This is a genomic window from Paraburkholderia phymatum STM815, assembly GCF_000020045.1.
Taxonomy (GTDB): Bacteria; Pseudomonadota; Gammaproteobacteria; order Burkholderiales; family Burkholderiaceae; genus Paraburkholderia; species Paraburkholderia phymatum.
Genome location: NC_010623.1, coordinates 2421066 through 2442974, shown reverse-complemented (window position 1 = coordinate 2442974; position 21909 = coordinate 2421066). Strand labels below are relative to the sequence as shown.

Genomic DNA, 21909 nt, shown 5'->3' with positions numbered 1-21909 from the left:
AACGCAGCGGGCCGCCGGCCGCGTCATGCGTTGCGCGCTTCCGTCTGCGCATACGTGACCTGCACGGCAGGCACGAACCACGCGAGGCACAGCCCGATCAACGCGGCGAGCGCGGCGACCGCGAGCCCGATGTGAATCGACGCGATCAGCGCTTCGCGCGCCATATGCATCATCGGATCGCTGGAATGGCCCGCCGCCACGAGATGTTCGATCAGCGCCGACTGCTCATCGCGATCGACCAGCAGTTCAGGACTCGCGAACGACTTGAGCCATTGCGTCGCCTGATACGAGTCGAGCGAGCGGTTCACGCCCTGCGTGTACAGATGCCCGAGCAGCGCGCCCGTGATCGCAGTGCCGAGCATGCCGCCGAAAATCCGCAGCGATTGCAGCAGTGCCGTCACTGCGCCGATGTGATCGCGGGCGACAATCTGCTGCGAACAGATGGTCAGGTTGGTTGCGACGAGCCCGAGCCCGAGTCCGCTCAATCCCATGCACGCCATCCACACAATGTGCGGCTCATGGCCCTTGAGCGTGACGAGCGGCAGACAGCCGGCCACGAACAGCGCAAAGCCGATATGCATCAGCCCATTCGCGCGCCGAACGCGCGTAACGATGCGGTTGTTCAACACGCTGCCGACCGTCGTGCCGAGCAGCAGCGGCGTGATCAGCATGCCGGACTCGTGTGGCGACATCGCATAGCCGCCCTGGAAAAGCAGCGGCACGTAGAACACCATCGAAAAGAGCGCGAAACCGCCTAGCACCGACATCGCAAACAGTGCCACCAGCTTGCGGTCGAGCAGCACGTCGACGGGCACGACGGGATAGCCCATGCGTTTTTCCCAGAAGTACAACGTCAGGCCGCAGACGGCGGTGACGGCGAACAGCAGCGCCGTCGTGCCGCTGATGCCTTCTCTCGGCAGCAGTTCGATCAGCAGTTGCAGCGCGCCGAACGTGACGGCGACGACGAACGCGCCGAGCCAGTCGAGCTGGATCGGGCCGCTCGGCTTCATATGGCGCAGCTTCGGCACAAACATCAGAACAAAGATCAGCGACACGATGCCAATGGGCACGTTCACGAAGAACACGAGCCGCCAGCCCTGCATCTGCGTGAGCATGCCGCCGAGCGTCGGCCCGACGACGTTCGCGAGGCCGAACGATGACGTGACGAACACGAGCCAGCGAAGCCGCAGCTTCGGATCGGGGAACAGATCCGCGACCGTTGCGAACACGGTGCCGATCAGGATGCCGCCGCCGATCCCCTGCAAGCCACGCGCGGCGATCAGAAACAGCATGTTCGACGCGAGGCCGCACAGCACCGACGCGAACGTGAACAGCACGACGGCCGCGATCAGAAACGGCTTGCGCCCGAACAGATCCCCTAGCCGCCCGAAGATCGGGATGGTGATGACGGACGCGAGCATGTACGAGGTGGCGACCCACGCATAGAAGTCGAAGCCTTTCAGATCGGCGACAATGCGCGGCAGCGCCGTGCCGACGATCGTCTGGTCGAGCGCGACCAGCATCGTCACGAAGGCGATGCCGAGCATCGCGAGCAGCGACTCGCGAAACGGCAACAATTGGCGGCCAGGATCGTGAGCGGCGATAGCGGACTTCATGGCGTGCTCCACCGTAAGGGCGTCCGCGCGTGCAGCGGACCAGCATCCAGGCACATCACTCTAACGAGAGTGGTTCCTGCGTTTGAAAATAGCAAGCCGGACGCGGCGCAACGCCCGCATCTCACGACGCAAACCTTCGCATCGCCATTGAGGGCGATTGACGAGTGAATCGACGTGGCCTGAAAAAAATTCCCGAAGGCGACCGATAATCGCATGCAAAACAGCGCGCTACCGCTTGTTCAGCCGTTGTCCGACCGTATCTGCCAATACGGGTATTCGCCGAGTTGTCGATTGCCGCCCAGGTATTCGATACGCGCGACGTCGCCGCGCAATGCGGACCCGCTTCGGGCTTCAGGTTCAACATGGACACGAGCGGCCTGAAGGCGGGTCTGTTCGGCGACGCCGCGCTCGATCAGGACACGTAGGTGCCGCAGGTCGCGGCGGGTATCCAGTTCGGGCGCGTGCCGCGTCTTCTCGGATAACGGCGAATGCATAGCCGGCTCGTTTAGTCAGAAGAACGGAATATTTCCCCCTGTGCTTCGTTGCGCGCGACGGGCGTGCAACGCGAAGAAAATAGCCCGCGTTTTAGAGGAATAAAGCGGGAGCGCCGCTCGTTTTCATGACCGTCACGACCTTTGATAAAGCAAGGAGTGCGGTCATGAAGTCCCTATTCGAGGTATTCGGCATCGCAGCCTGTGGCGCGGCTCTGGCGACGCTCGTTTCATGCGGTGGCGGTTCCGGGTCGAACAACGCGGGAACGACAACCACGCTCTCGTCGTTCACGGCGAAGGCACTCGTGTCGGATGGCGCCGTGTCCGCGCCTCACACCGATCCGAACCTGAAGAACGGATGGGGTGTCGCATTCAATCCGAAAGGCTTCGTGTGGGTCGCCGACAACGGGACCAATCTCGCGACGCTCTATGACGGCAACGGCGCGCCGCAATCGCTGGTCGTCACGATACCGGCGGGTACGAACGGTGATGCTGCACCGACAGGCATCGTTTTTAACGGCACGCAAAGCTTCTCCGTCACGCAGAACGGCAAATCGGGCGTCGCGGCGTTCATTTTCGCGGGTGAAGGCGGCACGATCGCCGCGTGGGCGCCCGCCGTCGGACCCACCAACGCGTTCACGATGCACGACGACGGCACGGGCGGCGCCGTGTATAAAGGTCTCGCACTCGCCGCGAACAACGGCAGCAACTTCCTCTACGCCACCGACTTCCACAACAACAAGATCGACGTATTCGACAGCAGCTTCACGAAGGTCGCGATGCCGGGCGGTTTCAAGGATCCTGCGATACCCGCCGGCTTCGCGCCGTTCGGCATCGCGCTGATCGGCTCGAATCTGTTCGTGAGCTACGCGATGCAGGACGCGGACAAGCATGACGATGTCGCGGGCGCAGGACTCGGCATGGTCGACGTCTTCGACACGGCGGGCAATCTGAAGCAGCACTTCGCGACGGGTGGAGCGCTGAATGCGCCGTGGGGCATCGCGCAGGCGCCCGCGAACTTCGGCACGCTGAGCGGCGCCATTCTGATCGGCAATTTCGGCGATGGCACGATCAACGCGTTCGATTCGTCGAGCGGCAAGTCGATGGGACCGCTCAAAGGTTCGAACGGCAACGCGATCGTCGAAAAGGGTTTGTGGGGCATCGCATTCGGCAACAACCTGAGCAATCAGCCTTCGAATACGCTGTTTTTCGCGGCGGGACCGAACGACGAAGCGGATGGCGTGTACGGAAGAATCGATCTGAATACGGCTTCCAGCCCGAGCGCGAGCTCAGGCAGCAGTTCCGGAACGAGTTCGGGGGGCGGGACGAGCATCGGCATGTAGCCGGTGTCGACATATTGCGCATCCCGACCGCGCAGTCAAAAGCAGAATGGCCGCCATCGGCGGCCATTTCTGTCATTACGCAAGGCGGCCCGTCACACCTGGCGGCGCAACTCCGCAGGCGGCACCTTCATCAGATGGCGATACTTCGCGACCGTGCGTCGCGCGACAAGCACGCCCTGGTCGGCAAGCATCTTCGCGAGCGCGACATCGGAGAGCGGGTCGCGGGTGTTCTCGGCTGCGATCATTTCCTTCAGGAGCGCGCGCACCGCGGCGGCCGAGCAGGTTCCGCCGCTTTCCGTGCCGAGTTCGCGCGGGAAGAAATGCTTGAACTCGAAGATGCCGCGCGGCGTGGCCATGTACTTGTTCCCCGTCGCACGCGAGATCGTCGATTCGTGCAGGCCGAGTTCTTCGGCGACATCGCGTAACACGAGCGGCTTCAGCGCAATCTCGCCGTACTGGAAGAACGGCTTCTGATGCGCGACGATGCACTCGGCCACGCGCTGGATCGTCTCGAAGCGCTGTTGGGCGTTGCGGATCAGCCAGCGCGCTTCCTGCAACTGCTGCGCGAGTGGCGAACGGCTCGCGCCCGCCGATTGCGCGAACAACTCTGCATACATGCGATGAATACGCGCACGCGGCAGCACGGCAGGGTTGACTGTGACGACCCACTTGTTGCGCACACTGCGCACGATCACATCGGGGACGATGTAATTGTCGTCGGCGCGGCCGTATGAGTTGCCCGGCTTCGGATCGAGCTTGCGTACGAGCGCGCAGGCCACGCGCAATTCTTCCGCGTCGCAGCCGATCTGCTTCTGCAACTCCGCGTGTTCGCGGCGCGCGAGCCGGTCGAGATGATGTTCGACCACCTGTTTCGCGACGTTGCGGCCCGGTGTATCGGCGGGCAACGCGTCCAGTTGCAGCGACAGGCATTCGGACAGCGAGCGCGCGGCGAGTCCCGGCCGGTCCAGCGTCTGCACGAGTCGCAGCGCCACCAGCAGTTCATCTTCAGTCAGTTCCGGTTCGATATCGACGATATCGGTGAGATCGGCGAGATCCTGGCGCAGATAGCCGTCGTCGTCGAGCGCTTCGATCACGAGTCGCGCGACTTCGCGGTCGCGATCGTCGAGCCGGTAGAGTCGCAACGCGTCATGCAACTGCTCATGCAACGTCGGCTGAGCGCGCGCCCATTCGGTCGGATCGGCAGCTTCGGAATCGCCGTTGTAGCGCGACGGCCCGCGGCCATACGCGTCGCCGGCATAGTCGCCGCCATCGTCCGACGCGGCGACGCTCTCCGCGGCCGGTTCGGCCTGCGAGGTTTCGAGCGCATTGTCGCGCTCGGCGGCAGGCAGGGATTCGCCGTCCGCGCCCGTGCCGTCAGCCGTCTTGCCGGCTGACAGGTCTTCCGGAACGGACGGATCATATTCGAGGAAGGGATTGGTGTCGAGTGCGTTGCGCAGTTCTTGCTGAAACTCCAGCGACGACAGTTGAAGCAGACGCACGGACTGCTGCAGGCGCGGTGTGAGCGCGAAGGTTTGCTTCGCACGGAGTTCGATTGTAGGCGGCATACAGACTCTTCCTGTGTTTTATTCAACAGAGCTACGCGGACTATCACGCAACTGTCGTACCAGGTTGCACAACTGCCTGTTTTGATTCGCCTTTGTCCATTCATGATGCACGCCGTGTGCCCGTCCGGCACGCGCATTTTACAAACGCTCTGAACTTCGGACTGCTCCGTTGCATCGGTGCGAGCGCCCGAACAACAGCCAATCGCAACTGAACCGGCGTCTGCCGCAGGCATAGGGCTTGCTGTCAGCACGGCAAGGACGCGACTCCGCGAGGGACCAGCAATGCGAAGCGCGGCGCGTCCCGTGTCGGCGACGGACCAGATGAACCGCGGCGGCAGTGGTCTTTGGTCGGGCCATCGGCGGCGTCGAGCCGCGATCGACGCGACGGACAACAGGACCGCAACCTTGTCATCCATCGAGAAGGAGAAAACCATGAAAACCATCCAGTTCTTCAAGGCCGCAGGCAGCATCGCATGTGTGGCATTCGCATTGAACGCGACGGCGCAAACGACGGCATCCGCACCGCCCGCGACGTCCGAATCCGTCGGCCAGCACATCGACGACAGCACGGTGACCACCAAGGTCAAGGCCGAACTGCTCGGCGCGAAGAACGTGAAGTCCACCCACATTCACGTGAAGACACGCAAGGGCGTCGTCTGGCTGTCCGGCTCGGTGCCTTCGGCTGAAGACAAGACGGCAGCGCAGGACGTCGTGCAAAACGTGTCCGGCGTGAAAGGCGTCAAGAATCATCTGAAGGTCTCAGCCGAATAAGCTGCGCACGCTCGCCCTCTCGCGAGCCTCCATCTGCAAGCGAAAAGGCCGCCCTCGCAGGAGGGCGGCCTTCTTCTATTTTGCTTCGCGCCGCATGCGCAAGCGTGAATCGCGCGCTCAGGCCTTCATTGCCGCGTACTGGTCGCGCATGGCACGAATGCGGTCGTGGTTCTGCATGACGCCGTGATACAGCCGCTCGACCACCGCACGCACATCTGCCGGCAAGTCCTTGTCGAGCGCCTCGTGAAAACGCTGCTTCGCCGCGTCTTCCGCTTTTTCGCAGTCCGCGAGGACTGCATGGTCAGCACGGCTCCCCACTGCCGCCTTCACGTCGAGCCACCCGCGATGCAACGCACCCGCGACGCTGCCGCCGCTCTCCGGCTTGCCGCCCAGTTTCAGCACGACGTCCTGCAGTTCCCGCGCACCTTGCGTGCAGCGATCCGCGCTTTCGAGCAGCGCTTCCTTGATGCTCGCATGACGCACCTCCTCTGCCGCTTTCATGAAGCCGCGCTCGCCATCTTTCGATGTTGCGATCAGCTCGTTCAGCACGGCAATGACATTCGTCGCCATAGGTTGCTCCTTTGTTCGTGCACTGAGATGCCGGGAAATTTGCACTCATCATGCCCGCTCCCGAGCCATTCACTGCGTGACCCGCCAAAAGGCGCGTCGCGGCGTCTTTGCCAACGACGCGCGTCATTGCTTCCCGCGTTGCCGCCGCCGCGCAAGGCGCCCATGCAGGGAAAGACGCCGCCCACGACGTCAAAGGCATGCTTGTTGCTCCACATGCGTGCCGGACCCGATCACGCCGCGCGAAGCGTGCGTTTGCCGCGCGATAGAAAACAGAGTGCGGGCCAGCTTTCGACAAGGGAGAGCACACCATGAAGAACAGGAGCGCGGAATGCCTGCTGTTCGTGGCCATCGTCACGACTGCCGTCGTCGCGCCAATCCGCGAGCGCACGTTGCCCTCTGCACCGGCCGACATGCACACAAACACCGCCGCGCAAAGCAGCGGCACGCGATCATGCGAGGATGGGCACGGCGTCCTATTGCGGGCGGCGTGCGCAACAACCCGCGGCGAGCGTCGTTCCGGCGAGGGTCGCTCCATCGACAGCGGCGATCGGCCGATCAACCGCATCGACAGGCCGTACGCGGGCAAGCTCTGGGTTTGATCCCGACCTCGCTTCCGTCACGGCTGCCGGGTAGTTCAGGCTCCCCTATCTTCGCGTTCGCGCGTCAAGTCTTCGAACCGCGATCCGGCTCCATACCCTCGACGCGGAACAGCCCGCTGTGCAGGATCACGCTTTCGCCGTTGTTCTCGTCGAGCGCTTCCGCGCAAACGGAACGGATGCGCGCGCGGCCGCGCTCGAACGCGCCGATCAGCGCTTCTTCGAGCGGCGAGTCTGCGCCGAAGTGATCTTCCAGTGCCTCCGCCGAGATCGCGCAGACGACGGGCTCGCCGTCAACGCACGCCGTGAAGCGCACGGTCAGGCTCGACCCATCGAACACGGGAGCATCGTCGGTGAATGTGATGTGCATGAGAGAGTCCTCGTACGCCGCACGCGGCATGATCACCTTCATGATCCCGTTCATGACGAAGCCTTGCGTGCATTGGCAAGTTGCTGGGCCATCGCGAGGTGGTGGCGGATAGTCGGCAGCGCGCGCGTCGCCGCAGCCTTCAGTTGCGCATCGGTCCCGCTTTCGCTTTCTTTCTGGAACAGTTCGACGGCCTTCTGGTGGCCACTCACCGCGACCTCATCGATATAGAGCTTGTCGAAGTCGTCGCCCTTCAAACCCTGTAGCTTGCCGATCAGCGCGGAGTCCGCGCCCGGCGACTTGCCGAGGCCCTTTTGCGTTGCGACGACGTCGAGGCTGCGCGCGAGCTTTGTATGATCCGCGATCATCTGCTGAGCGAACTTCTTCACCTGCGCGTTCGACGAACTGGACAGCGCGAGCTTGCTCGCTGCGATCTCCGTCGCGCCCGCCTGCGACGCATCCTGCGCAAACTGCGTGTCGCCCGGCGAAAGCTGCGTCTGCGCGCTCGCGGGCAGGCACGCCGCCGCGCCGAGCGCGATGGCGGCAGGCAGCGCGCAGGCTCGAAGCAATGAGCGGAATGAGCGGTATGGGCGAATGATCATGCGTCTCTCCGGGTTGCGTCGCGCGCAGCGCGCGTGGCCGTCAGGCTGCTTTCTTCTTCGACAGCTGCGCGATCAGCGTTCTGTTGAACGCGGGCAGATCGTCGGGTTTTCGGCTCGTGATGAAGTTGCCGTCCTCGACGACTTCCTTGTCGACCCACGTGCCGCCCGCATTGCGAATGTCGTCCTGCAGGCTCGGCCAGCTCGTCACCGTGCGGCCCTTGACGAGTCCCGCCGACACGGGCAGCCAGGTGCCGTGACAGATCACGGCAATCGGCTTCTTCGCCTGATCGACGGCCTTCACGAAGGCCTGCGCCTTCGGCAGCAGACGGATCGCGTCGCCATTCACCACACCGCCCGGTAGCACCACGGCGTCGTAGTCGTTCGGCGCGGCGTTGTCGAAAGTGGTATCGACATCCACGCTGTCGCCTTTGTCGACATGCTTGAAGCCCTGAATCTTCCCCGCTTTGGCAGAAATTACGTGCACGGTCGCGCCTGCGTCCATGAGCGCGCGGCGCGGTTCGGTCAACTCGGCCTGTTCGAATCCGTCGACGGCCAGTACGGCCACCTTGCATCCTGCGAGTGCGTTAGCCATGTGCGTCCTCCCTTGCTGTCAGGCTATTGGCAAAATGTGGTCAGAAACCTGCATCCCCGAGACGAGCAAGTTGGATGCCCGCGCAAATCGTGCCTCCCGTGCGATGCCCTCGACAATCCGGGCATTGCTATTGCATCGTGCTATCCCGCAAGACTGGCAGACACCCTGTTGCACGGAAATCAAGAATTCGCATGAAGACGATGACACCCGGCGCCATCGATGCAATCGCACAAGGACTCGCGAGCGGACTATCTGGCAGCTTGCCCGCAGGACTGCGGCACGCGGATGATACGCGGCCGGGCTTCAGTCGCAGGAAGCTGCGACGCGGATTCGCGTATTTCGATCTCGACGGCAGGCGCATCGACGACGAACAGCAGATCGCGCGCATCAATGCGCTGGCCATTCCGCCCGCGTATACGGACGTGTGGATCTGCCCCGACCCGCGCGGCCACATACAGGCGACGGGACGCGACGCACGCGGCCGCAAGCAGTATCGCTACCATCCGCAATGGCGCGAAACGCGCGACGCCGACAAGTTCGGCCGCATGGCTGCGTTCGGCCAGGCGCTGCCAAAGATTCGCGCGCGCGTCGCACGCGATCTCGCACGCAAGGGCATGCCGCGCGAAAAAGTGATTGCGGCCGTGGTGCATCTGCTCGATACGACGTTGATCCGCATCGGCAGCGTTGAATATGCGCGCGACAACCAATCGTATGGACTCACGACGCTGCGCAAGAAGCACGTGACGATACGTGCCGGTGAAGTGCGCTTCCGGTTTGCGGGCAAAAGCGGCATCGAACACGACGTGACGGTCGACAACCCGCGCGTCAAGCGCATCGTGCGCCAATGCGCGGACCTGCCGGGCCACGAGCTGTTCCAGTATGTCGACGAAGACGGCGCGCGCCATACGATCGGCTCAGCCGATATCAACGACTATCTGCGCGAGGTCAGTCATGCGGACTTCACCGCAAAGGACTACCGGACCTGGGCGGGCAGCGTGTACGCAATGGCCGCATTGCGTGAGCTGGTATGCGAGAGCGCGACCGACGCGCGCCGTCATGTCGTCGCGACGGTGAAGCAGGTCGCCACGCTATTGCGCAACACGCCTGCCGTTTGCCGGCGCTGCTATATCCATCCCGAAGTGATCGCCGCATTCGAGGCGGGCGAATTGCAGGCATTGCGGGCTTGCCGCCCGCAGCGGGCGAAACGTCACATGAAGGTCGATGAGATCGCGTTCGCCGCGCTGCTCGCGCAGGCGGAAAAGCGCGCGCGACGGGCAATCCGTGGCGCGCGCAAGGACGGCAAGACGCCCTCGGCAGCGGACGTCGAAAAGGACATCGAGAACAGGCGGCTCGCGACGCTGCTCAGAAAATCGCGTGCACTGGGCAAGCAGACGAGCGCGCGAACACGCGCCGCCAACACCGCCTGACAATGCGTGGCCGCTCTACTCTTCGTAGGCGGCCATCACCAGCCACAGATTGCGCTCGTCGTTGTGGATTTGCGCGGCCAGGGCGTAGGTGTCGTTCGGACCGCACGTGTTCAGCAACGTGCGCTGCGCGACTTCGGCATCGTCGAAGACGCGATCACCCGCAAGCGGTCGCACTTCGCGCTTGCCTTCGAACATGTGCTGGCTCATCCGGTACACAAGAGGTTGCTCCTTCCATATATGGAAGCAGTCCTTCACGTGCTGAAAATCGCCGCCGCAGATGTTGCTTTGATAACGAATATTCGATCGCATCGCATTATCTCCATGCGGAGCGGGTCCGTTGCCGCGGCCGATCGCCGTGTCGCGCAACGCCGGATCGTCGGTCGTCTGCGGCGTCGGGATGGCTGTCCCATCGCCGTTCGCCGAGCGGATCGCCACCCGCCGCAATCATGCCGCGCCCTTCAAGTCCTTGATGAAGCAGCATGGCTTCAATCGATTCATCCATTCGCGTTCGCATCGGCAAATGACGCCGGTGCGTCCGTGAATCCCTCGTTACTGGCTCGCGCCTGACGCTGCGGCCGCGCCGCTCGCGCCCATTCCCGCCGTGGCGCCTGCAGGCGCACTGCCGCCCGCTGCCGTATCCGCGCCGCTGTTGTCGGCCTTCTTGCAGCCCGCACCCAGCGACAGCATCACGACAGCTAACGTGAGCAATGTATGTTTCCAGGTTGGTTTCGTCATGGATTCTCCCGTCTTCGTTGCAAAGCCCGGCGCTCGGCGCCGGACGGAATCGTCACGTCACCGCTGCGACGTCACTGGCCCTTCGTATCGCTGCTGGCGTCCGCACCCGGCATGTTGGTCGTATCGGTGGCGGGCTTCGTGTGCGATGACTTCTTATGATGCTTCTTCGCCTTCGAATGTGTGCCCGAAGCAGCCATCCCCGCGCCCGTCTCATCCGACGAACTCATCCCGGCGCCATTACCGCCGCCACCCGCGGACCCGCCGCCACTGCCGGCGCCTTGTGCAAATGCCCCGCCGGACAGCGCGAACAATGCCGCAACGATCACTGCTTTGCTCTTCTTCATGTGCGTACCCCTTCTGAGTGAAATGAGAGCGGCTGACGACCGCAAAACATGCTGCTGTCGACAACGCTCCAGCAAGCGCTGTGCCCTTGCAAAGCCCCGCGGGCGCTCGATTCGCGGTCTGAGAGCTGTCGACAGCCGTTGCTTTTGTGCCGCCTTGCAGCATGCATAGGCGGGGGGACCTTGATAATTACAAAGAGGACGTAAATCTTTCGTGCGATAAATGGCGCAACAAATGGCGCAATATGGCGGCAGCGCCGGAACTGCACGATCCAGGCCGCTTCGCGACTCAGCACTCAACCCAGGAGAACACTTCATGCGCATCTCGACATCGTTTCTGTTCGACCTCGACGGCACGCTCGTCGACAGCGTGTATCAGCATGTGCTCGCATGGAAAGAGGCACTCGACGAAGAAGGCATCGAGTTGTCGGTATGGCGCATCCATCGCAAGATCGGCATGAGCGGCGGCCTCTTCACGAACCAGTTGCTGCGCGAAACGGGGGGCGACATGAGCCACGAACGCGTCGAACGTCTGCGGCGCTCGCATGCGCGCGCCTACAAACGCTTGCACGCACAAGTGCGCCCGTTGCCCGGTTCGCAGGCGCTGTTGGCCGCATTGACGGAAAGCGGCACGCCTTGGGCCATCGCGACCAGCGGGCGAATGGAAACGGCTGCCGTCAATCTCGAAGCGCTCGGCGTCGATCCATCGAAGACCGTCGTCGTGACGCGCGACGACGTCAAGTACGCGAAGCCCGATCCCGATCTGTTCGTCGCCGCGGCGCATCGCCTGAAGGCACAGATCGAGCATGCCGTGGTCGTCGGCGACAGCATCTGGGACATGCTGGCCGCGCGCCGCTGCCGTGCGCTCGGCGTGGGTCTGCTGTCGGGCGGCTATGGCCAGGAAGAACTCGAGCGCTCGGGCGCGTTGCGCGTCTACGAAGATCCCGCCGATCTGCTCGAACATCTCGACGAAATCGCCGCGCGCCCCTGATTCCCGCGCTTTTGCACGCGCTGGCGCCCTCCTCCGAACGACCCGGTGTGCCGCGTGGCACGCCACGTGCAGCGTCGCTGTCATGGACATTCACGCACAGACAGGAACGACATCATGACTCGCGATCAGAACGCCAACGACACGTCAGAGACGCGCCCGGAGCACGCGCCGCGCGGTGAACCGCTGCCGCCCGACACATCGAAAGACCTGCCCGAGCTGCCCAATCCCGCCGAGGTTGGCGAAGACGGCTGAACCAGAGCGAAGCCGAAGAAACACGACTCGCGATCGCGACGGGGAACAGCGGTTGCTCCGATGCAACCGGATTCCATTGGAAAGGAAGTTTCGACGAAATCAGGGAGAACGTCATGACGTTGCAGAACCAGCCGGACACTGGCGCAAACATCGTCGGCTCCAGCCGCGGCCGCACACATCGCGGTCCGGGTCCCGATGTCATGGCGGCCGGCACGCTCGACGGCGACAAGGTATTGAGTGCCGACGGCGACGACATCGGCAAGATCAAGGACATCATGCTCGACGTGCGCTCGGGACGCGTGGCGTACGCGGTGCTGGCGAGCGGCGGCTTCCTCGGCATCGGCGACAAGCTGCTCGCCATTCCGTGGAGCGCGCTTACGCTCGACGTCGACCGCCAATGCTTTCTGCTCGACATGCCGACGCAGAGTGTGAAAAACGCGCCGGGCTTCGACAAGGACCACTGGCCATCGATGGCCGATCCCACGTGGGCTACGTCGATCCATCAATTCTATGGACGCGAGCCCTATTGGGGCACGGACGCCGGGCGCACCGACGAATTCGGCGTCGGCGATGTCGAGCCGGGTTCGTCGAACGCACCCGAGGCTGGGGGCGTCAAGCTTTAGTGGTCCCGGCATACGTCCGGGTGCGCCCGGCACAACCGCGACTGCAGCCACGATGACAGTCCAGTCCGCTCGCCAGGCGAAGTCCGCATGGCGGGCGGATGCGCTTTTATAGGGGAACATGATGGCCACAAAACGCAGCGGCACCTCACGTTCGAAGAAGACCGTCGCGCATGCGTCGACCCGCAGCAAAGGCGGCCGCCCAGCGCGTCAACGCCACTCGCAGGCGCAAGCCGCACATCGCGACCGTAAGGCGGCTTCGAGTCATTCCAGGAGCAAGTCGAAGTACTGGTCGCATCGCGTGATGGAAACCAGCGATGCGATGGACATCGAGAAGGAGATCTTCAAGACCGGTTCCGCCGACGAGATCGCGCAATCGCTGAAGCGCTCGTCGACGCGCAGCAAGCGGCGCAAGGGCACGCCGTTCCAGTCGGCGATGTCGATGCTCAACTTCTACATCAACCGCGCGGGGCGCAACCTCCCGAAGACGCGCAAGGATACGCTGCAGCGGGCCAAGCGCAAGCTGCGCGAAGCATTCGGCCGCGCGCCGTAATCGAACGGCGTCCCACCTGCTGATGCACGAAGCGACTGTCTGGTGGTATCTGATCGTCGGCGGCGTATTGATCTTCATGGGTGTCGCCGCCACGACGTTCAAGCGTCTGCCGCTGTCTGCGGCGATGCTGTATCTCGCGATCGGCTTTGCACTCGGTCCATCCGGGCTTGGCCTGCTGCAACTCGATATTGCGCGCGACGCGCATATCCTGCGGCCCGTCACGGAAGTCGCGCTGCTCGTGTCGTTGTTCGCGATCGGCCTGCGTTTGCGCTTGCCGCTCGTCGCGCCGATGTGGTCGCTGCCGCTGCGGCTCGGCTTCGTCGCCATGCTGCTGACCATCCCGCTGTTGACGCTTACGGGCGTGCTGCTGCTCGGCCTCGATTGGGGGCCGTCGCTGCTGCTCGCGGCCATGCTGGCGCCCACCGACCCGGTGCTGGCGCATGACGTGCAGGTGCAGGAATCCGGCGACATCGACCTGTTGCGCTTTTCGCTGTCGGGCGAAGGCGGACTGAACGATGGCATCGCGTTGCCGTTCGCGCTGCTGGGCCTCGCACTGTGCGCGCCCGGCGCGGGGAACGGCCATCTTGCGCCGGGCTGGCGCTTCGCGTTCGAAGCGACGGCGGGGATTGCGGGCGGCCTTGCGATCGGCGGCGGACTCGGCTGGATCACCACAGGCTCGGTCGCATGGCTGCGCACGCGGCATGCGCAGGCGCTCGGTCTCGAGGGCTTTTTCGCACTCGGTCTGATCGGTCTCGCGTATGGCGCAGCGCAACTCGCGCACTGCAACGGCTTCGTCGCCGTATTCGCCGCAGGTGTCGCGATGCGCCGCGTCGAGCATCGCGCGAGCGGCGGCCGTTCGCCGCGCCAGGCAATCGGCACCGTCGATTCGGAAGACGTCGTCGCGACGGCCGCCGATCCGCACAAGGCGCACGCCTATATGGCCGAGTCGGTGCTAGGCTTCACGATCGAACTCGAACGGATTGCCGAGGTCGCCGTGATGATGATCGTCGGCAATGTGCTGGCGACGTCAAACGCCGCCCTCTTCACCTGGCAAAGCGGGGTATTGATCGCCGTGCTGTTTTTCGTGGTCCGGCCTTTTTCGGTAGAAGCCTCGTTGCTCGGATCGAGCGCTTCGCACGCGCAGCGCAGACTGATGAGCTGGTTTGGCATTCGCGGCATCGGGTCTTTCTATTACCTTGCGCTTGCACTGGAATCGACATCGGCAGAGCACGCCCAAGCCCTGCTCCCGCTTGTGCCGCTGACGCTCGCGGTCATTGCGTCATCGGTGATCGTGCATGGCATCACTTCGACGCCATTGATGAACTGGTATCACCGTGTACGAAATCCAAAAGACTGATCTCTGCCGGGATCTTTGCTAAAGCGCCTTGATGCCGCTTATTCGGCCGCTTATTCGGCCGCTTATTCGCTTTGGCAGAACCTCTCATGCAATGCGAATAATAAACGCCCGTCAGTTTTAAAACACACGCGTTGAATGCAAACAACGCGTTCCTTCAAGCAAGAAGGAGGCTAGGCGCACACCTGAATGTTGTCTATGATAGCCGCTAACGCAATTGAGCAGAACAACACGTCTCAACATCGATCTGCCGTTCTCATCGCGGAACACTTTCCGTCAATGACGTTAAGCGACTTGCATTGTTATCTAAGGGCATGCATTCGCGCGTTCACGCGAATGCCTCCCTTGCCGGTCTGCACTGTGCGCTTGCAGCACATGGGCGTGCAAAGTCGCTGTACCCGGGTTTTGCGGGTCATTGCGCTGGCCTTGCCCGTGCATATCGCGCTCGCCGGCAGCAATCAGCAGGCGGGCACGCAACCGTCGTTTGCGCTCTACTACGGCAAGACACCACCGGTCGAAATGCTCTCCGCGTTCGACGCCGCCGTCGTCGAACCCGATAGCGGTTTCGATCCGCTTGCGCACCGCTTGCCGCATACCACGTGGTTCGCTTATGCAAGCGTCGGCGAAGTACTGCCTTCGCGCAGCTATTATGCCGATCTGCCAAAGAGCTGGCTGGCGGGACGCAATGAATCATGGGCATCGCGCGTCGTCGATCAGAGCCAGCCCGAATGGCCCGCATTCTTTGTCGAGCATGTGATCAAGCCGCTGTGGGACAGAGGCTACCGCGGCTTCTTTCTCGACACGATGGATTCGTGGCAACTCGTCGCGCAGACGGATGACGCGCGCGCCCGCCAGATGGAAGGGCTCGCGAATGTGATTCGCGCAATCAAGGCGCACTACCCCGATGCGAAGCTGATCTTCAATCGCGGTTTCGAGATTCTTCCGGAAGTGCATGATCTCGTGTATGCCGTCGCGTTCGAATCGCTGTATCGCGGCTGGGACCAGACCCGGCAGCGCTACACGCAGGTGCCCGAACAGGATCGGACATGGCTGCTCGCGCAGGCGAAGACAATACGCGAGCAATACCACCTGCCCGTGATTTCGATCGACTATTGCGCGCCCGCGGACCGGGCCTGCCGACAGGACACCGTCGCGAAGATCAGGGCGCAGGACATCGTGCCGTACGTGACGGACGGCGCGCTGGCGACCCTGGGCGTTGGCGCCGTCGCCCCCGTCAGGCGCCGCATTCTGGTGATCCAGGACCCGCCGCTGCATACGGACCTGAACGTATCGCCCGGCGTACGCTTTCTCGCGATGCCGCTCAATTATCTCGGCTACCGCATCGACTATCGCGATGCGCGCGAATCGATGCCGGAAGGCGATCTTGGCGACCGTTATGCGGGCATCGTGCTGTGGCTGGAAGGCGAGGTGCCGAACAGCAAGGCGTATCGCGACTGGCTCGCCGCGCAGATCGACGCGAAGATTCCCGTCGCCGTGGTCAACACGTTCGGCACGCAGATGGACCCCGAACTCGCAAAGAAGCTCGACCTCGACACGGTGGCGGGCGCGCCTTCGAATGGCAAGCTCGAAATCGAATCGTACGACCCGAAGCTGATGGGCTTCGAAATGAAGCCGCATCCGCTTGCTCGTGATTTCACAGCCATCCGAGTCGGGCCGCATAGCCGCTCGCTGCTGCGCCTGCGTTCGGGAAACTTCGTGATCGACGGCGCGGGCATCACGCCCTGGGGCGGTTATGCGATGCGCCCGTTCGGCGTGTATGAACTCGATGCCGTCAATCAGGCGCGCTGGGTCGTGCAGCCCATCGAATTCTTGCGCGCAGCGTTGCATTTGAACAGCGACATGCCCGTGCCGGACACGACGACGGAAAACGGCCGGCGCCTGCTGATGTCGCATATCGACGGCGACGGTTTTGCATCGCGCGCCGAGTACACCAACTCCACGCCGACCAACGGCGATATCACGCCGCAATACTCGGGCGACGTGCTATATGAACTACTGCGCGACTCAGGCATGCCCACCACCGTTTCGCTGATCGAGGGTGAAGTCAGCGACGAAGGCCCATTCAAGCGTTTCGCACCGCACCTGCGCGGCATCGCGAGAAAGATTTTCGAATTGCCGAACGTCGAAGTCGCGACGCACACCTATACACACCCGCTGCAATGGATGCGCGTCACCGGGCTCGGCTTCACAGATACACGCGACACGCCAGCGGAAGGCAGCAGCCAGACCAGCAACAGCGGCCTTTCCATCGACATACAGGGCTACCGCTTCAATATCGACCGCGAAATCAAAGGCTCGATCGACTATATCGACCGCAACATCGCGCCCGCTTCGAAGCCGGTGCGCATGGTGTTGTGGAGCGGCGACTGCCAGGTGCCCTCGCCCGTGCTCAAGGCGGCCTACGAAGCAGGCGTGCTCAATCTGAACGGCGGCGACACGCTGATCACGAAGAGCTTTCCGAGCTGGGTGGCGATTGCGCCGCTCGGCGTGATGAAGAACGGCTACTTCCAGATCTTCGCGCCGAACCAGAACGAAGAGCTTTATACGGACCTGTGGCACGGACCGTTCTATGGTTTTTCGCGCGTGCTCGAAACATTCGCGCTGACCGACAAGCCGATCCGCTTCAAGCCGATCGACGTCTACTACCACATGTTCACGGGCACGAAGTACGCGTCGATGAAAGCGTTGCGCGAGATCTTCGATGCCGTCCTCAAACAACCCGTCACGCCCGTCTTCACATCGGAATACGCGCGCAAGGTGCTCGACTGGCTCGACACGAGCATCTACCAGGAGCCTGGCACGGAACCGGGCAGCAAGGTCTGGGTCGTGCGCAACCAGGCGAATCTGCGCACCGTGCGGCTGCCCGTCGGCAAGGTTCCCGACATGGCGGATGCGACAGGCGTCGCGGGCTATCTGGCGGGACCGGGAGGCACGTATGTGCATCTGACGGGCGACGGGATCGCGCGCTTTGCCGTGATCGACCAGCCGGCTGCGCGCCGTGTGCCCTATCTTGCCGAGGCCAACGGCATGCTCGACCATTTTGTGCGCACGCGCGGCGGCTTTTCGTTCGATTTGCGCTCGCATATAACACCGGTGTTCCGCCTCGCCAACACGGGTACTTGCCGCGTGACGAAGCGTTCCATCGCCCGCACTGCCAACGAGAATCGCCAACTGCATGTCGACGTCGCCTGCGACACCTGACCGCGAGCGGCTCTTCTCGCCCGCTGTGCTTCTCGTGCTCGGCCTGCTGGTCGGCGTGATGCTCGCGCTCGCCTTTCCGCGCGAGAAGATCGAATCGCGGCTGCTCGCGGGCGCGAAGGTGGACAGCCTCACGATCGCTTATCTGGAAGCGTGGCTGCGCGTCGATCCGAACAATGCCGACGTGCTGTCCGAATTGACGCGCGAATACCTGACGGGCCAGCGCATTTCAGATGCAACGCACGTTCTCGAGCGGCTATCGCACTCCAGCGACGCGAACGCGCGGCAACGCGCACTGGCAATTCGCGTGTCGATTGCACAGCAGCGGCTCTATGCGCTCAAATCGAATGATCCGACGCGCCCTGCCCGCATTCGCGAGCTCGATGCGCTGCTGCACGAAGCGCTCGACTACCAATGGGACAACGAGCAACTCAACATGCTCGCGCAGCAGGCTCGCGGACTGAGCGACAACGATCTCGCCGCGCGCTATTACACAGTGCTTGCGAAATCCGACCCGGAGCACGCACGCGAATGGCTCGCTGCGCTCGCGCAAACGCAACTCGGCAATCAGCAGCATCGCGCAGCCGCCGACGCATGGTTCGCCGCCCAGGCGCAAGCGACCTCGCGCGACGAGGAGCGAGCCGCTTTCATCGCCGGTCTGAAGGCGCTGCAATCGGGCAACGATATGGCGGCGACAATGCAGGCGGCCGACCAGCATATCGGCGATCTGGCGGACGATCCCGATACCTTACGTTTTCTCGCAAACCTCGCGCTGGCGGCGGGCCGTCCCGATCTCGCGGCGAAGTACGTGAAGCGGTTGATGAAAATGTCCGGGCTGGAGCGCGAGCGGGCACTGTCACAAGCCGCATCGTACGAGCCCAGGCGTACTCGCGAGCCGGCGCTCAGCGAGCATCGCGCCACGCATCGTGTATGGCTGCATGCTGCGTGGTATCGGCCCCATTCTTCACGCGCTGCGGCATTGCGCCGTGCGCTCAGCAAGGGTTCGGAGGAAGACACGCAGGGTGCGCACCTCGTACGCATCGCTGCAGCAGAACCGCCCGCTCCCGCAAGCGACGCCACCGCCGCCGACTACGAACTCGCATATCGCGTGTTCCTTGCGAACGGCGATGTGGCGAATGCGCAGCGCATTGCGCAATCGGCGGTGGACCGCGATCCGCTATCGATCGGGTGGCGCGAACGTCTCGCCCAGGTCGCCGAATGGAATCGCCGTCAGGACATTGCGCTCGCCAACTATGTCGCGATCGCAAAGATGCGCGGCACCGACGACGACTGGAAAAAAGTCGCGCGTCTGGCGCCCGGCCTCAACGACAACGCGGCGATGCTCGCTGTCATGCTGCACCAGGCCGATCGGCAGCCGGGCAATGTGAAGCTGCTCGATGCCGTCGTGTTCTCGTACGAACGCGTCGCCGACCCCGACTCGGCGCTGCGCTTCCTGCAGTCGCGCTTCAAAGGCGCGTTGCGCCGCGAAGCGATGGAACGTTACGCGCAGGTCGCCGAGAGCAAGGGCGACGACGAGCTCGCGCTGCGCACGTGGCGCGAGCTGGAGCGCAGCTACGGCCCCAACGCCGCGTATGGATTGAAAATCGGCACGATGCTCTACACGCGCACGCAGTTCGACGCGGCGCTCGCCGCGATGAACGAAGCAAAGCGCGCGGCGCCCGCATCGAACAACGATTTCTGGCGCTTCTATGCGCTGCTCGCCGATTCCAACCAGAGCGAGCACGATGCGCGCCTCGGCTATCGGCAGCTGATCGCGGGTGGCAAGGCCGACCCGCAAGACTACGAGGTGATGACGAACTTCTTCCACGATTCGCCGCTCGACGCGGGCCGCCTTGCCGAATACGCGTATCGTCACGGCGGCTCGACGCGGATGCTGTCGGAAGCGTTGTACGGCTATCAGCGCGCGCATGCGTGGGGGCGCATCGGCACGCTGCTGGCGTCGCTCACGCCGGAGCAGTTGCAGGCCGCCGAACAATCGCCGGCGTTCCTGCTCGCGCGCGCGGAATACGAACGGCAGGCGGGCGAGAACGATGCGGCGCTGCACGACATCGAACGCGCGGTCACGCTCGATCCGAACAATTCGGAAGCGCGCGCCGCCCACATCTGGGTATTGAATGAGCGCGGCACGGACGCCGCCCTGCTCGCCGCGCTGCGCCGCCATGCGGACGATGCCGAAACCGATCCGCCACTCTGGCCCGCGTATGCCGCGGCGTGGCTGCGCATCGGCGATGGACGCAAAGCGCTGCACTATCTGCACAAGCAAGCGGCGCAAGCAAAGCAAGGTCCGCTGTGGCGCCTCACGTTCGCGGACGCACTGGAACTGAATGGCCGCGCCGATGAAGCCTGGCGCGTGCGCAAGCAGGCGTGGATGGAACTGGCGCGGCGCCGGCGTGATCCATCCAGTGCTACGCAGCTGTCCGCCGCCGAACAGGACGAGCTGCGCGGCCGTTACACCGCGCTCACGCAACTTTATGCCGACGGCGACCGCTCGCGCGCCGTGCTGATCGACATGCTGCGCGCGGATCGCAACGCCACGGGCAGCGACGATCCGGCCGGGTCGGAACTCGGCGACATCGGCCAGTTGCCGCCCGCGAAGCAGGACGACATTCGCAAGCGCCAGCGGCTCTATTCGTCGATCGCGCGCGAAGCGGCAATTTCGTGGGCCCAAAACGAAGACGCGTCCGACATGGAGCGCGCATGGCTAGAGAAACAGTACATCGACGATAGCCAGCGTCCCGTCTACGCCGAGGCGCAACTCGCCATCAACGACGGCGATGTCAACGAACTCGCGCGCCTGCTCGATACGCTGCCCGATCTGGTGCCGAGGCAAAGCCGCGTCGATGCGCAGGCGCTCACGGGGCGCACGTCGGCTGCACAAACGAGCGCGTTCGAATCGCTCACGCGCGAGCCCGACGACGAGGTGATGCAGGCGTTGGCGCGCGAGCAGTTGCTCAGCAACGCACAGGCGCTGGCAGGCGCGTTCCGTTACGTCGATCAGGGCTCGCTGCGCTTCACCGAGGAATCAGCGACGGGCAGCGTGCGCCTCACGCCTTCGCAGAACCTGCAGTTCCGCTATCAGCAGCGCGATCAGACTGTGGACGGTTCGCAGCTCGCGTATGCGCCGAAACACGACCGGCTGGCCGAAGCGATCTACGGCCACAAGGGGCCATACGACGAACAGCGCGTCACGCTCGGCCGCCGCAATGCGCTCGAAGACTTCACGACGGCGCGCATCGAAGGCACGTACAACGTCACGCAGCGCCTTACGCTGACCTACGCGCTCGGCTACGACCAGGCCGCGACCGAATCGACGCAACTGACGGCAGGCGGCACGAAGGACCTTGCGACGCTCGGTTTCAACTACCGGCTCGATCCTCACTGGTTCGGCGGTGCACGCTACGAATATGCGCGCTTTCGTGGCCAGGACCGCTCGTACCTCGGCAACGGGGGGCTCGTCGAGGCGAACCTCGGCTACAAGATCAAGGCCGATTACCCCGACTACACGATCCGTGTCGTGTTCGCGCACGGTCAGTACAACGCGACGGGCACGCCGGGCGAACGCCTGCGCGTGCTGTTGCCGGACAACACGCCGTTCACGGCCGCGTCGTTCATGCCACAGACTTTCACGCAAGGCGGCCTGCTGTTCTCGTTCGGCGACGATCTGCCCGAACAGTACTCGAAGGGATGGCGGCCGATGTTCACAGGCGGCCCGATACGCGACTCGCGTGCGGGCTGGTCGGGACAAGCCGGACTCGGCATCGCGGGCAGCGTGTTCGGCCACGACCAGATGCTGATTTACGGCGCGTATCAGGGCGTTTCGTCGAATCACTCGACATCGGTGAAGGAAGTCGGCGCGCGGTATCGCTACCTGTATTAATCAAAG

Annotated in this window: 22 protein-coding genes; 12 read left to right on the top strand and 10 right to left on the bottom strand. The window is 63.5% G+C overall.

Annotated features, from left to right (window positions below; translation table 11 throughout):
- Nucleotides 1-23: 23 nt before the first annotated feature.
- Together BPHY_RS26560 and BPHY_RS43340 are read right to left on the bottom strand one after the other, a co-directional pair.
- The gene (locus BPHY_RS26560; RefSeq protein ID WP_012404549.1) at nt 24-1616 is read right to left on the bottom strand and encodes an MFS transporter; all 1593 of its coding nucleotides are present in this window, start codon (nt 1614-1616) and stop codon (nt 24-26) included.
- 239 nt (nt 1617-1855) lie between these two features.
- Nucleotides 1856-2110 carry a hypothetical protein gene (locus BPHY_RS43340; RefSeq protein ID WP_012404548.1) on the bottom strand — a complete coding sequence of 85 codons (255 nt, stop codon included), beginning with the start codon at nt 2108-2110 and terminating at the stop codon, nt 1856-1858.
- 164 nt (nt 2111-2274) lie between these two features.
- Here BPHY_RS43340 and BPHY_RS26555 point away from each other — a divergent pair, with 164 nt between their 5' ends.
- Nucleotides 2275-3450 carry a TIGR03118 family protein gene (locus BPHY_RS26555; RefSeq protein ID WP_012404547.1) on the top strand — a complete coding sequence of 392 codons (1176 nt, stop codon included), beginning with the start codon at nt 2275-2277 and terminating at the stop codon, nt 3448-3450.
- 92 nt (nt 3451-3542) lie between these two features.
- Here the strand turns inward: BPHY_RS26555 and BPHY_RS26550 are convergent, their stop codons facing one another.
- Nucleotides 3543-5015 carry an RNA polymerase factor sigma-54 gene (locus tag BPHY_RS26550; RefSeq protein WP_012404546.1) on the bottom strand — a complete coding sequence of 491 codons (1473 nt, stop codon included), beginning with the start codon at nt 5013-5015 and terminating at the stop codon, nt 3543-3545.
- Between the two features lie 432 nt (nt 5016-5447).
- Between BPHY_RS26550 and BPHY_RS26545 the strand changes: the two genes are divergently transcribed.
- Nucleotides 5448-5786, top strand: a complete 339-nt coding sequence (locus BPHY_RS26545) for a BON domain-containing protein (RefSeq protein ID WP_012404545.1) — start codon at nt 5448-5450, stop codon at nt 5784-5786.
- A gap of 117 nt (nt 5787-5903) precedes the next feature.
- Here BPHY_RS26545 and BPHY_RS26540 read toward each other — a convergent pair whose 3' ends face one another.
- Nucleotides 5904-6356, bottom strand: coding sequence for a PA2169 family four-helix-bundle protein (locus BPHY_RS26540; protein WP_012404544.1), 453 nt, complete (start codon nt 6354-6356; stop codon nt 5904-5906).
- Nucleotides 6357-6664: 308 nt separating this feature from the next.
- On the opposite strand from BPHY_RS26540, the gene BPHY_RS26535 reads away from it, so the two are divergent.
- The gene (locus BPHY_RS26535) at nt 6665-6955 is read left to right on the top strand and encodes a hypothetical protein (RefSeq protein ID WP_012404543.1); all 291 of its coding nucleotides are present in this window, start codon (nt 6665-6667) and stop codon (nt 6953-6955) included.
- A gap of 64 nt (nt 6956-7019) precedes the next feature.
- Here BPHY_RS26535 and BPHY_RS26530 read toward each other — a convergent pair whose 3' ends face one another.
- Genes BPHY_RS26530 through BPHY_RS26520 form a run of 3 tightly spaced genes read right to left on the bottom strand, consistent with a single transcriptional unit; the run spans nt 7020 to nt 8513 of the window.
- Nucleotides 7020-7364, bottom strand: a complete 345-nt coding sequence (locus tag BPHY_RS26530) for a DUF1488 family protein (protein WP_041765435.1) — start codon at nt 7362-7364, stop codon at nt 7020-7022.
- An 8-nt stretch (nt 7365-7372) separates the two neighbouring features.
- Entirely contained in the window at nt 7373-7921 is a 549-nt protein-coding gene (locus BPHY_RS26525; RefSeq protein WP_012404541.1) for a DUF4142 domain-containing protein, read from the bottom strand.
- A gap of 40 nt (nt 7922-7961) precedes the next feature.
- Nucleotides 7962-8513: a type 1 glutamine amidotransferase domain-containing protein gene (locus tag BPHY_RS26520; protein WP_012404540.1), complete on the bottom strand. Its 552-nt coding sequence runs from the start codon at nt 8511-8513 to the stop codon at nt 7962-7964.
- Between the two features lie 191 nt (nt 8514-8704).
- Between BPHY_RS26520 and BPHY_RS26515 the strand changes: the two genes are divergently transcribed.
- The gene (locus BPHY_RS26515; protein ID WP_012404539.1) at nt 8705-9940 is read left to right on the top strand and encodes a DNA topoisomerase IB; all 1236 of its coding nucleotides are present in this window, start codon (nt 8705-8707) and stop codon (nt 9938-9940) included.
- 15 nt (nt 9941-9955) lie between these two features.
- Here BPHY_RS26515 and BPHY_RS26510 read toward each other — a convergent pair whose 3' ends face one another.
- On the bottom strand, nt 9956-10249 hold the full coding sequence (locus BPHY_RS26510; protein ID WP_012404538.1) for a hypothetical protein: 294 nt from the start codon (nt 10247-10249) through the stop codon (nt 9956-9958).
- A gap of 28 nt (nt 10250-10277) precedes the next feature.
- Between BPHY_RS26510 and BPHY_RS41960 the strand changes: the two genes are divergently transcribed.
- A complete protein-coding gene (locus BPHY_RS41960; RefSeq protein ID WP_157686745.1) occupies nt 10278-10481 on the top strand; it encodes a hypothetical protein in 204 nt (67 codons plus the stop codon).
- An 8-nt stretch (nt 10482-10489) separates the two neighbouring features.
- On the opposite strand, the gene BPHY_RS41955 is transcribed toward BPHY_RS41960, so the two are convergent.
- The gene (locus tag BPHY_RS41955) at nt 10490-10675 is read right to left on the bottom strand and encodes a hypothetical protein (protein ID WP_157686743.1); all 186 of its coding nucleotides are present in this window, start codon (nt 10673-10675) and stop codon (nt 10490-10492) included.
- A 71-nt stretch (nt 10676-10746) separates the two neighbouring features.
- On the bottom strand, nt 10747-11019 hold the full coding sequence (locus BPHY_RS26505; RefSeq protein ID WP_012404537.1) for a hypothetical protein: 273 nt from the start codon (nt 11017-11019) through the stop codon (nt 10747-10749).
- Between the two features lie 313 nt (nt 11020-11332).
- Between BPHY_RS26505 and BPHY_RS26500 the strand changes: the two genes are divergently transcribed.
- From BPHY_RS26500 to BPHY_RS26475, 7 genes are all read left to right on the top strand, one after another.
- The gene (locus tag BPHY_RS26500) at nt 11333-12007 is read left to right on the top strand and encodes an HAD family hydrolase (protein WP_012404536.1); all 675 of its coding nucleotides are present in this window, start codon (nt 11333-11335) and stop codon (nt 12005-12007) included.
- A gap of 114 nt (nt 12008-12121) precedes the next feature.
- Entirely contained in the window at nt 12122-12259 is a 138-nt protein-coding gene (locus BPHY_RS41950; protein WP_157686741.1) for a hypothetical protein, read from the top strand.
- 113 nt (nt 12260-12372) lie between these two features.
- Nucleotides 12373-12882, top strand: coding sequence for a PRC-barrel domain-containing protein (locus BPHY_RS26495; RefSeq protein ID WP_012404535.1), 510 nt, complete (start codon nt 12373-12375; stop codon nt 12880-12882).
- A 121-nt stretch (nt 12883-13003) separates the two neighbouring features.
- Nucleotides 13004-13432, top strand: coding sequence for a DUF3175 domain-containing protein (locus BPHY_RS26490; protein WP_012404534.1), 429 nt, complete (start codon nt 13004-13006; stop codon nt 13430-13432).
- A 22-nt stretch (nt 13433-13454) separates the two neighbouring features.
- Nucleotides 13455-14789: a cation:proton antiporter gene (locus BPHY_RS26485; protein ID WP_012404533.1), complete on the top strand. Its 1335-nt coding sequence runs from the start codon at nt 13455-13457 to the stop codon at nt 14787-14789.
- Between the two features lie 276 nt (nt 14790-15065).
- Nucleotides 15066-18008, top strand: a complete 2943-nt coding sequence (locus BPHY_RS26480; protein ID WP_041764812.1) for a bifunctional glycoside hydrolase 114/ polysaccharide deacetylase family protein — start codon at nt 15066-15068, stop codon at nt 18006-18008.
- The gene (locus BPHY_RS26475) at nt 17983-21903 is read left to right on the top strand and encodes a tetratricopeptide repeat protein (protein ID WP_012404531.1); all 3921 of its coding nucleotides are present in this window, start codon (nt 17983-17985) and stop codon (nt 21901-21903) included. The genes BPHY_RS26480 and BPHY_RS26475 overlap by 26 nt, the downstream gene beginning before the upstream one ends.
- The last annotated feature ends 6 nt before the right edge of the window (nt 21904-21909 follow it).

What these genes read in the sequence shown, in the direction of transcription:
- BPHY_RS41955 (WP_157686743.1), bottom strand. Translation starts at nt 10,675, where the DNA reads ATGACGAAACCAACCTGGAAACATACATTGCTCACGTTAGCTGTCGTG.
- BPHY_RS26505 (WP_012404537.1), bottom strand. Translation starts at nt 11,019, where the DNA reads ATGAAGAAGAGCAAAGCAGTGATCGTTGCGGCATTGTTCGCGCTGTCC.
- BPHY_RS26520 (WP_012404540.1), bottom strand. Translation starts at nt 8,513, where the DNA reads ATGGCTAACGCACTCGCAGGATGCAAGGTGGCCGTACTGGCCGTCGAC.
- BPHY_RS26540 (WP_012404544.1), bottom strand. Translation starts at nt 6,356, where the DNA reads ATGGCGACGAATGTCATTGCCGTGCTGAACGAGCTGATCGCAACATCG.
- BPHY_RS41950 (WP_157686741.1), top strand. Translation starts at nt 12,122, where the DNA reads ATGACTCGCGATCAGAACGCCAACGACACGTCAGAGACGCGCCCGGAG.
- BPHY_RS26495 (WP_012404535.1), top strand. Translation starts at nt 12,373, where the DNA reads ATGACGTTGCAGAACCAGCCGGACACTGGCGCAAACATCGTCGGCTCC.
- BPHY_RS26550 (WP_012404546.1), bottom strand. Translation starts at nt 5,015, where the DNA reads ATGCCGCCTACAATCGAACTCCGTGCGAAGCAAACCTTCGCGCTCACA.
- BPHY_RS26525 (WP_012404541.1), bottom strand. Translation starts at nt 7,921, where the DNA reads ATGATCATTCGCCCATACCGCTCATTCCGCTCATTGCTTCGAGCCTGC.
- BPHY_RS26510 (WP_012404538.1), bottom strand. Translation starts at nt 10,249, where the DNA reads ATGCGATCGAATATTCGTTATCAAAGCAACATCTGCGGCGGCGATTTT.
- BPHY_RS43340 (WP_012404548.1), bottom strand. Translation starts at nt 2,110, where the DNA reads ATGCATTCGCCGTTATCCGAGAAGACGCGGCACGCGCCCGAACTGGAT.
- BPHY_RS26485 (WP_012404533.1), top strand. Translation starts at nt 13,455, where the DNA reads ATGCACGAAGCGACTGTCTGGTGGTATCTGATCGTCGGCGGCGTATTG.
- BPHY_RS26535 (WP_012404543.1), top strand. Translation starts at nt 6,665, where the DNA reads ATGAAGAACAGGAGCGCGGAATGCCTGCTGTTCGTGGCCATCGTCACG.
- BPHY_RS26515 (WP_012404539.1), top strand. Translation starts at nt 8,705, where the DNA reads ATGAAGACGATGACACCCGGCGCCATCGATGCAATCGCACAAGGACTC.
- BPHY_RS26530 (WP_041765435.1), bottom strand. Translation starts at nt 7,364, where the DNA reads ATGAAGGTGATCATGCCGCGTGCGGCGTACGAGGACTCTCTCATGCAC.
- BPHY_RS26490 (WP_012404534.1), top strand. Translation starts at nt 13,004, where the DNA reads ATGGCCACAAAACGCAGCGGCACCTCACGTTCGAAGAAGACCGTCGCG.
- BPHY_RS26475 (WP_012404531.1), top strand. Translation starts at nt 17,983, where the DNA reads ATGTCGACGTCGCCTGCGACACCTGACCGCGAGCGGCTCTTCTCGCCC.
- BPHY_RS26560 (WP_012404549.1), bottom strand. Translation starts at nt 1,616, where the DNA reads ATGAAGTCCGCTATCGCCGCTCACGATCCTGGCCGCCAATTGTTGCCG.
- BPHY_RS26555 (WP_012404547.1), top strand. Translation starts at nt 2,275, where the DNA reads ATGAAGTCCCTATTCGAGGTATTCGGCATCGCAGCCTGTGGCGCGGCT.
- BPHY_RS26480 (WP_041764812.1), top strand. Translation starts at nt 15,066, where the DNA reads ATGACGTTAAGCGACTTGCATTGTTATCTAAGGGCATGCATTCGCGCG.
- BPHY_RS26500 (WP_012404536.1), top strand. Translation starts at nt 11,333, where the DNA reads ATGCGCATCTCGACATCGTTTCTGTTCGACCTCGACGGCACGCTCGTC.
- BPHY_RS26545 (WP_012404545.1), top strand. Translation starts at nt 5,448, where the DNA reads ATGAAAACCATCCAGTTCTTCAAGGCCGCAGGCAGCATCGCATGTGTG.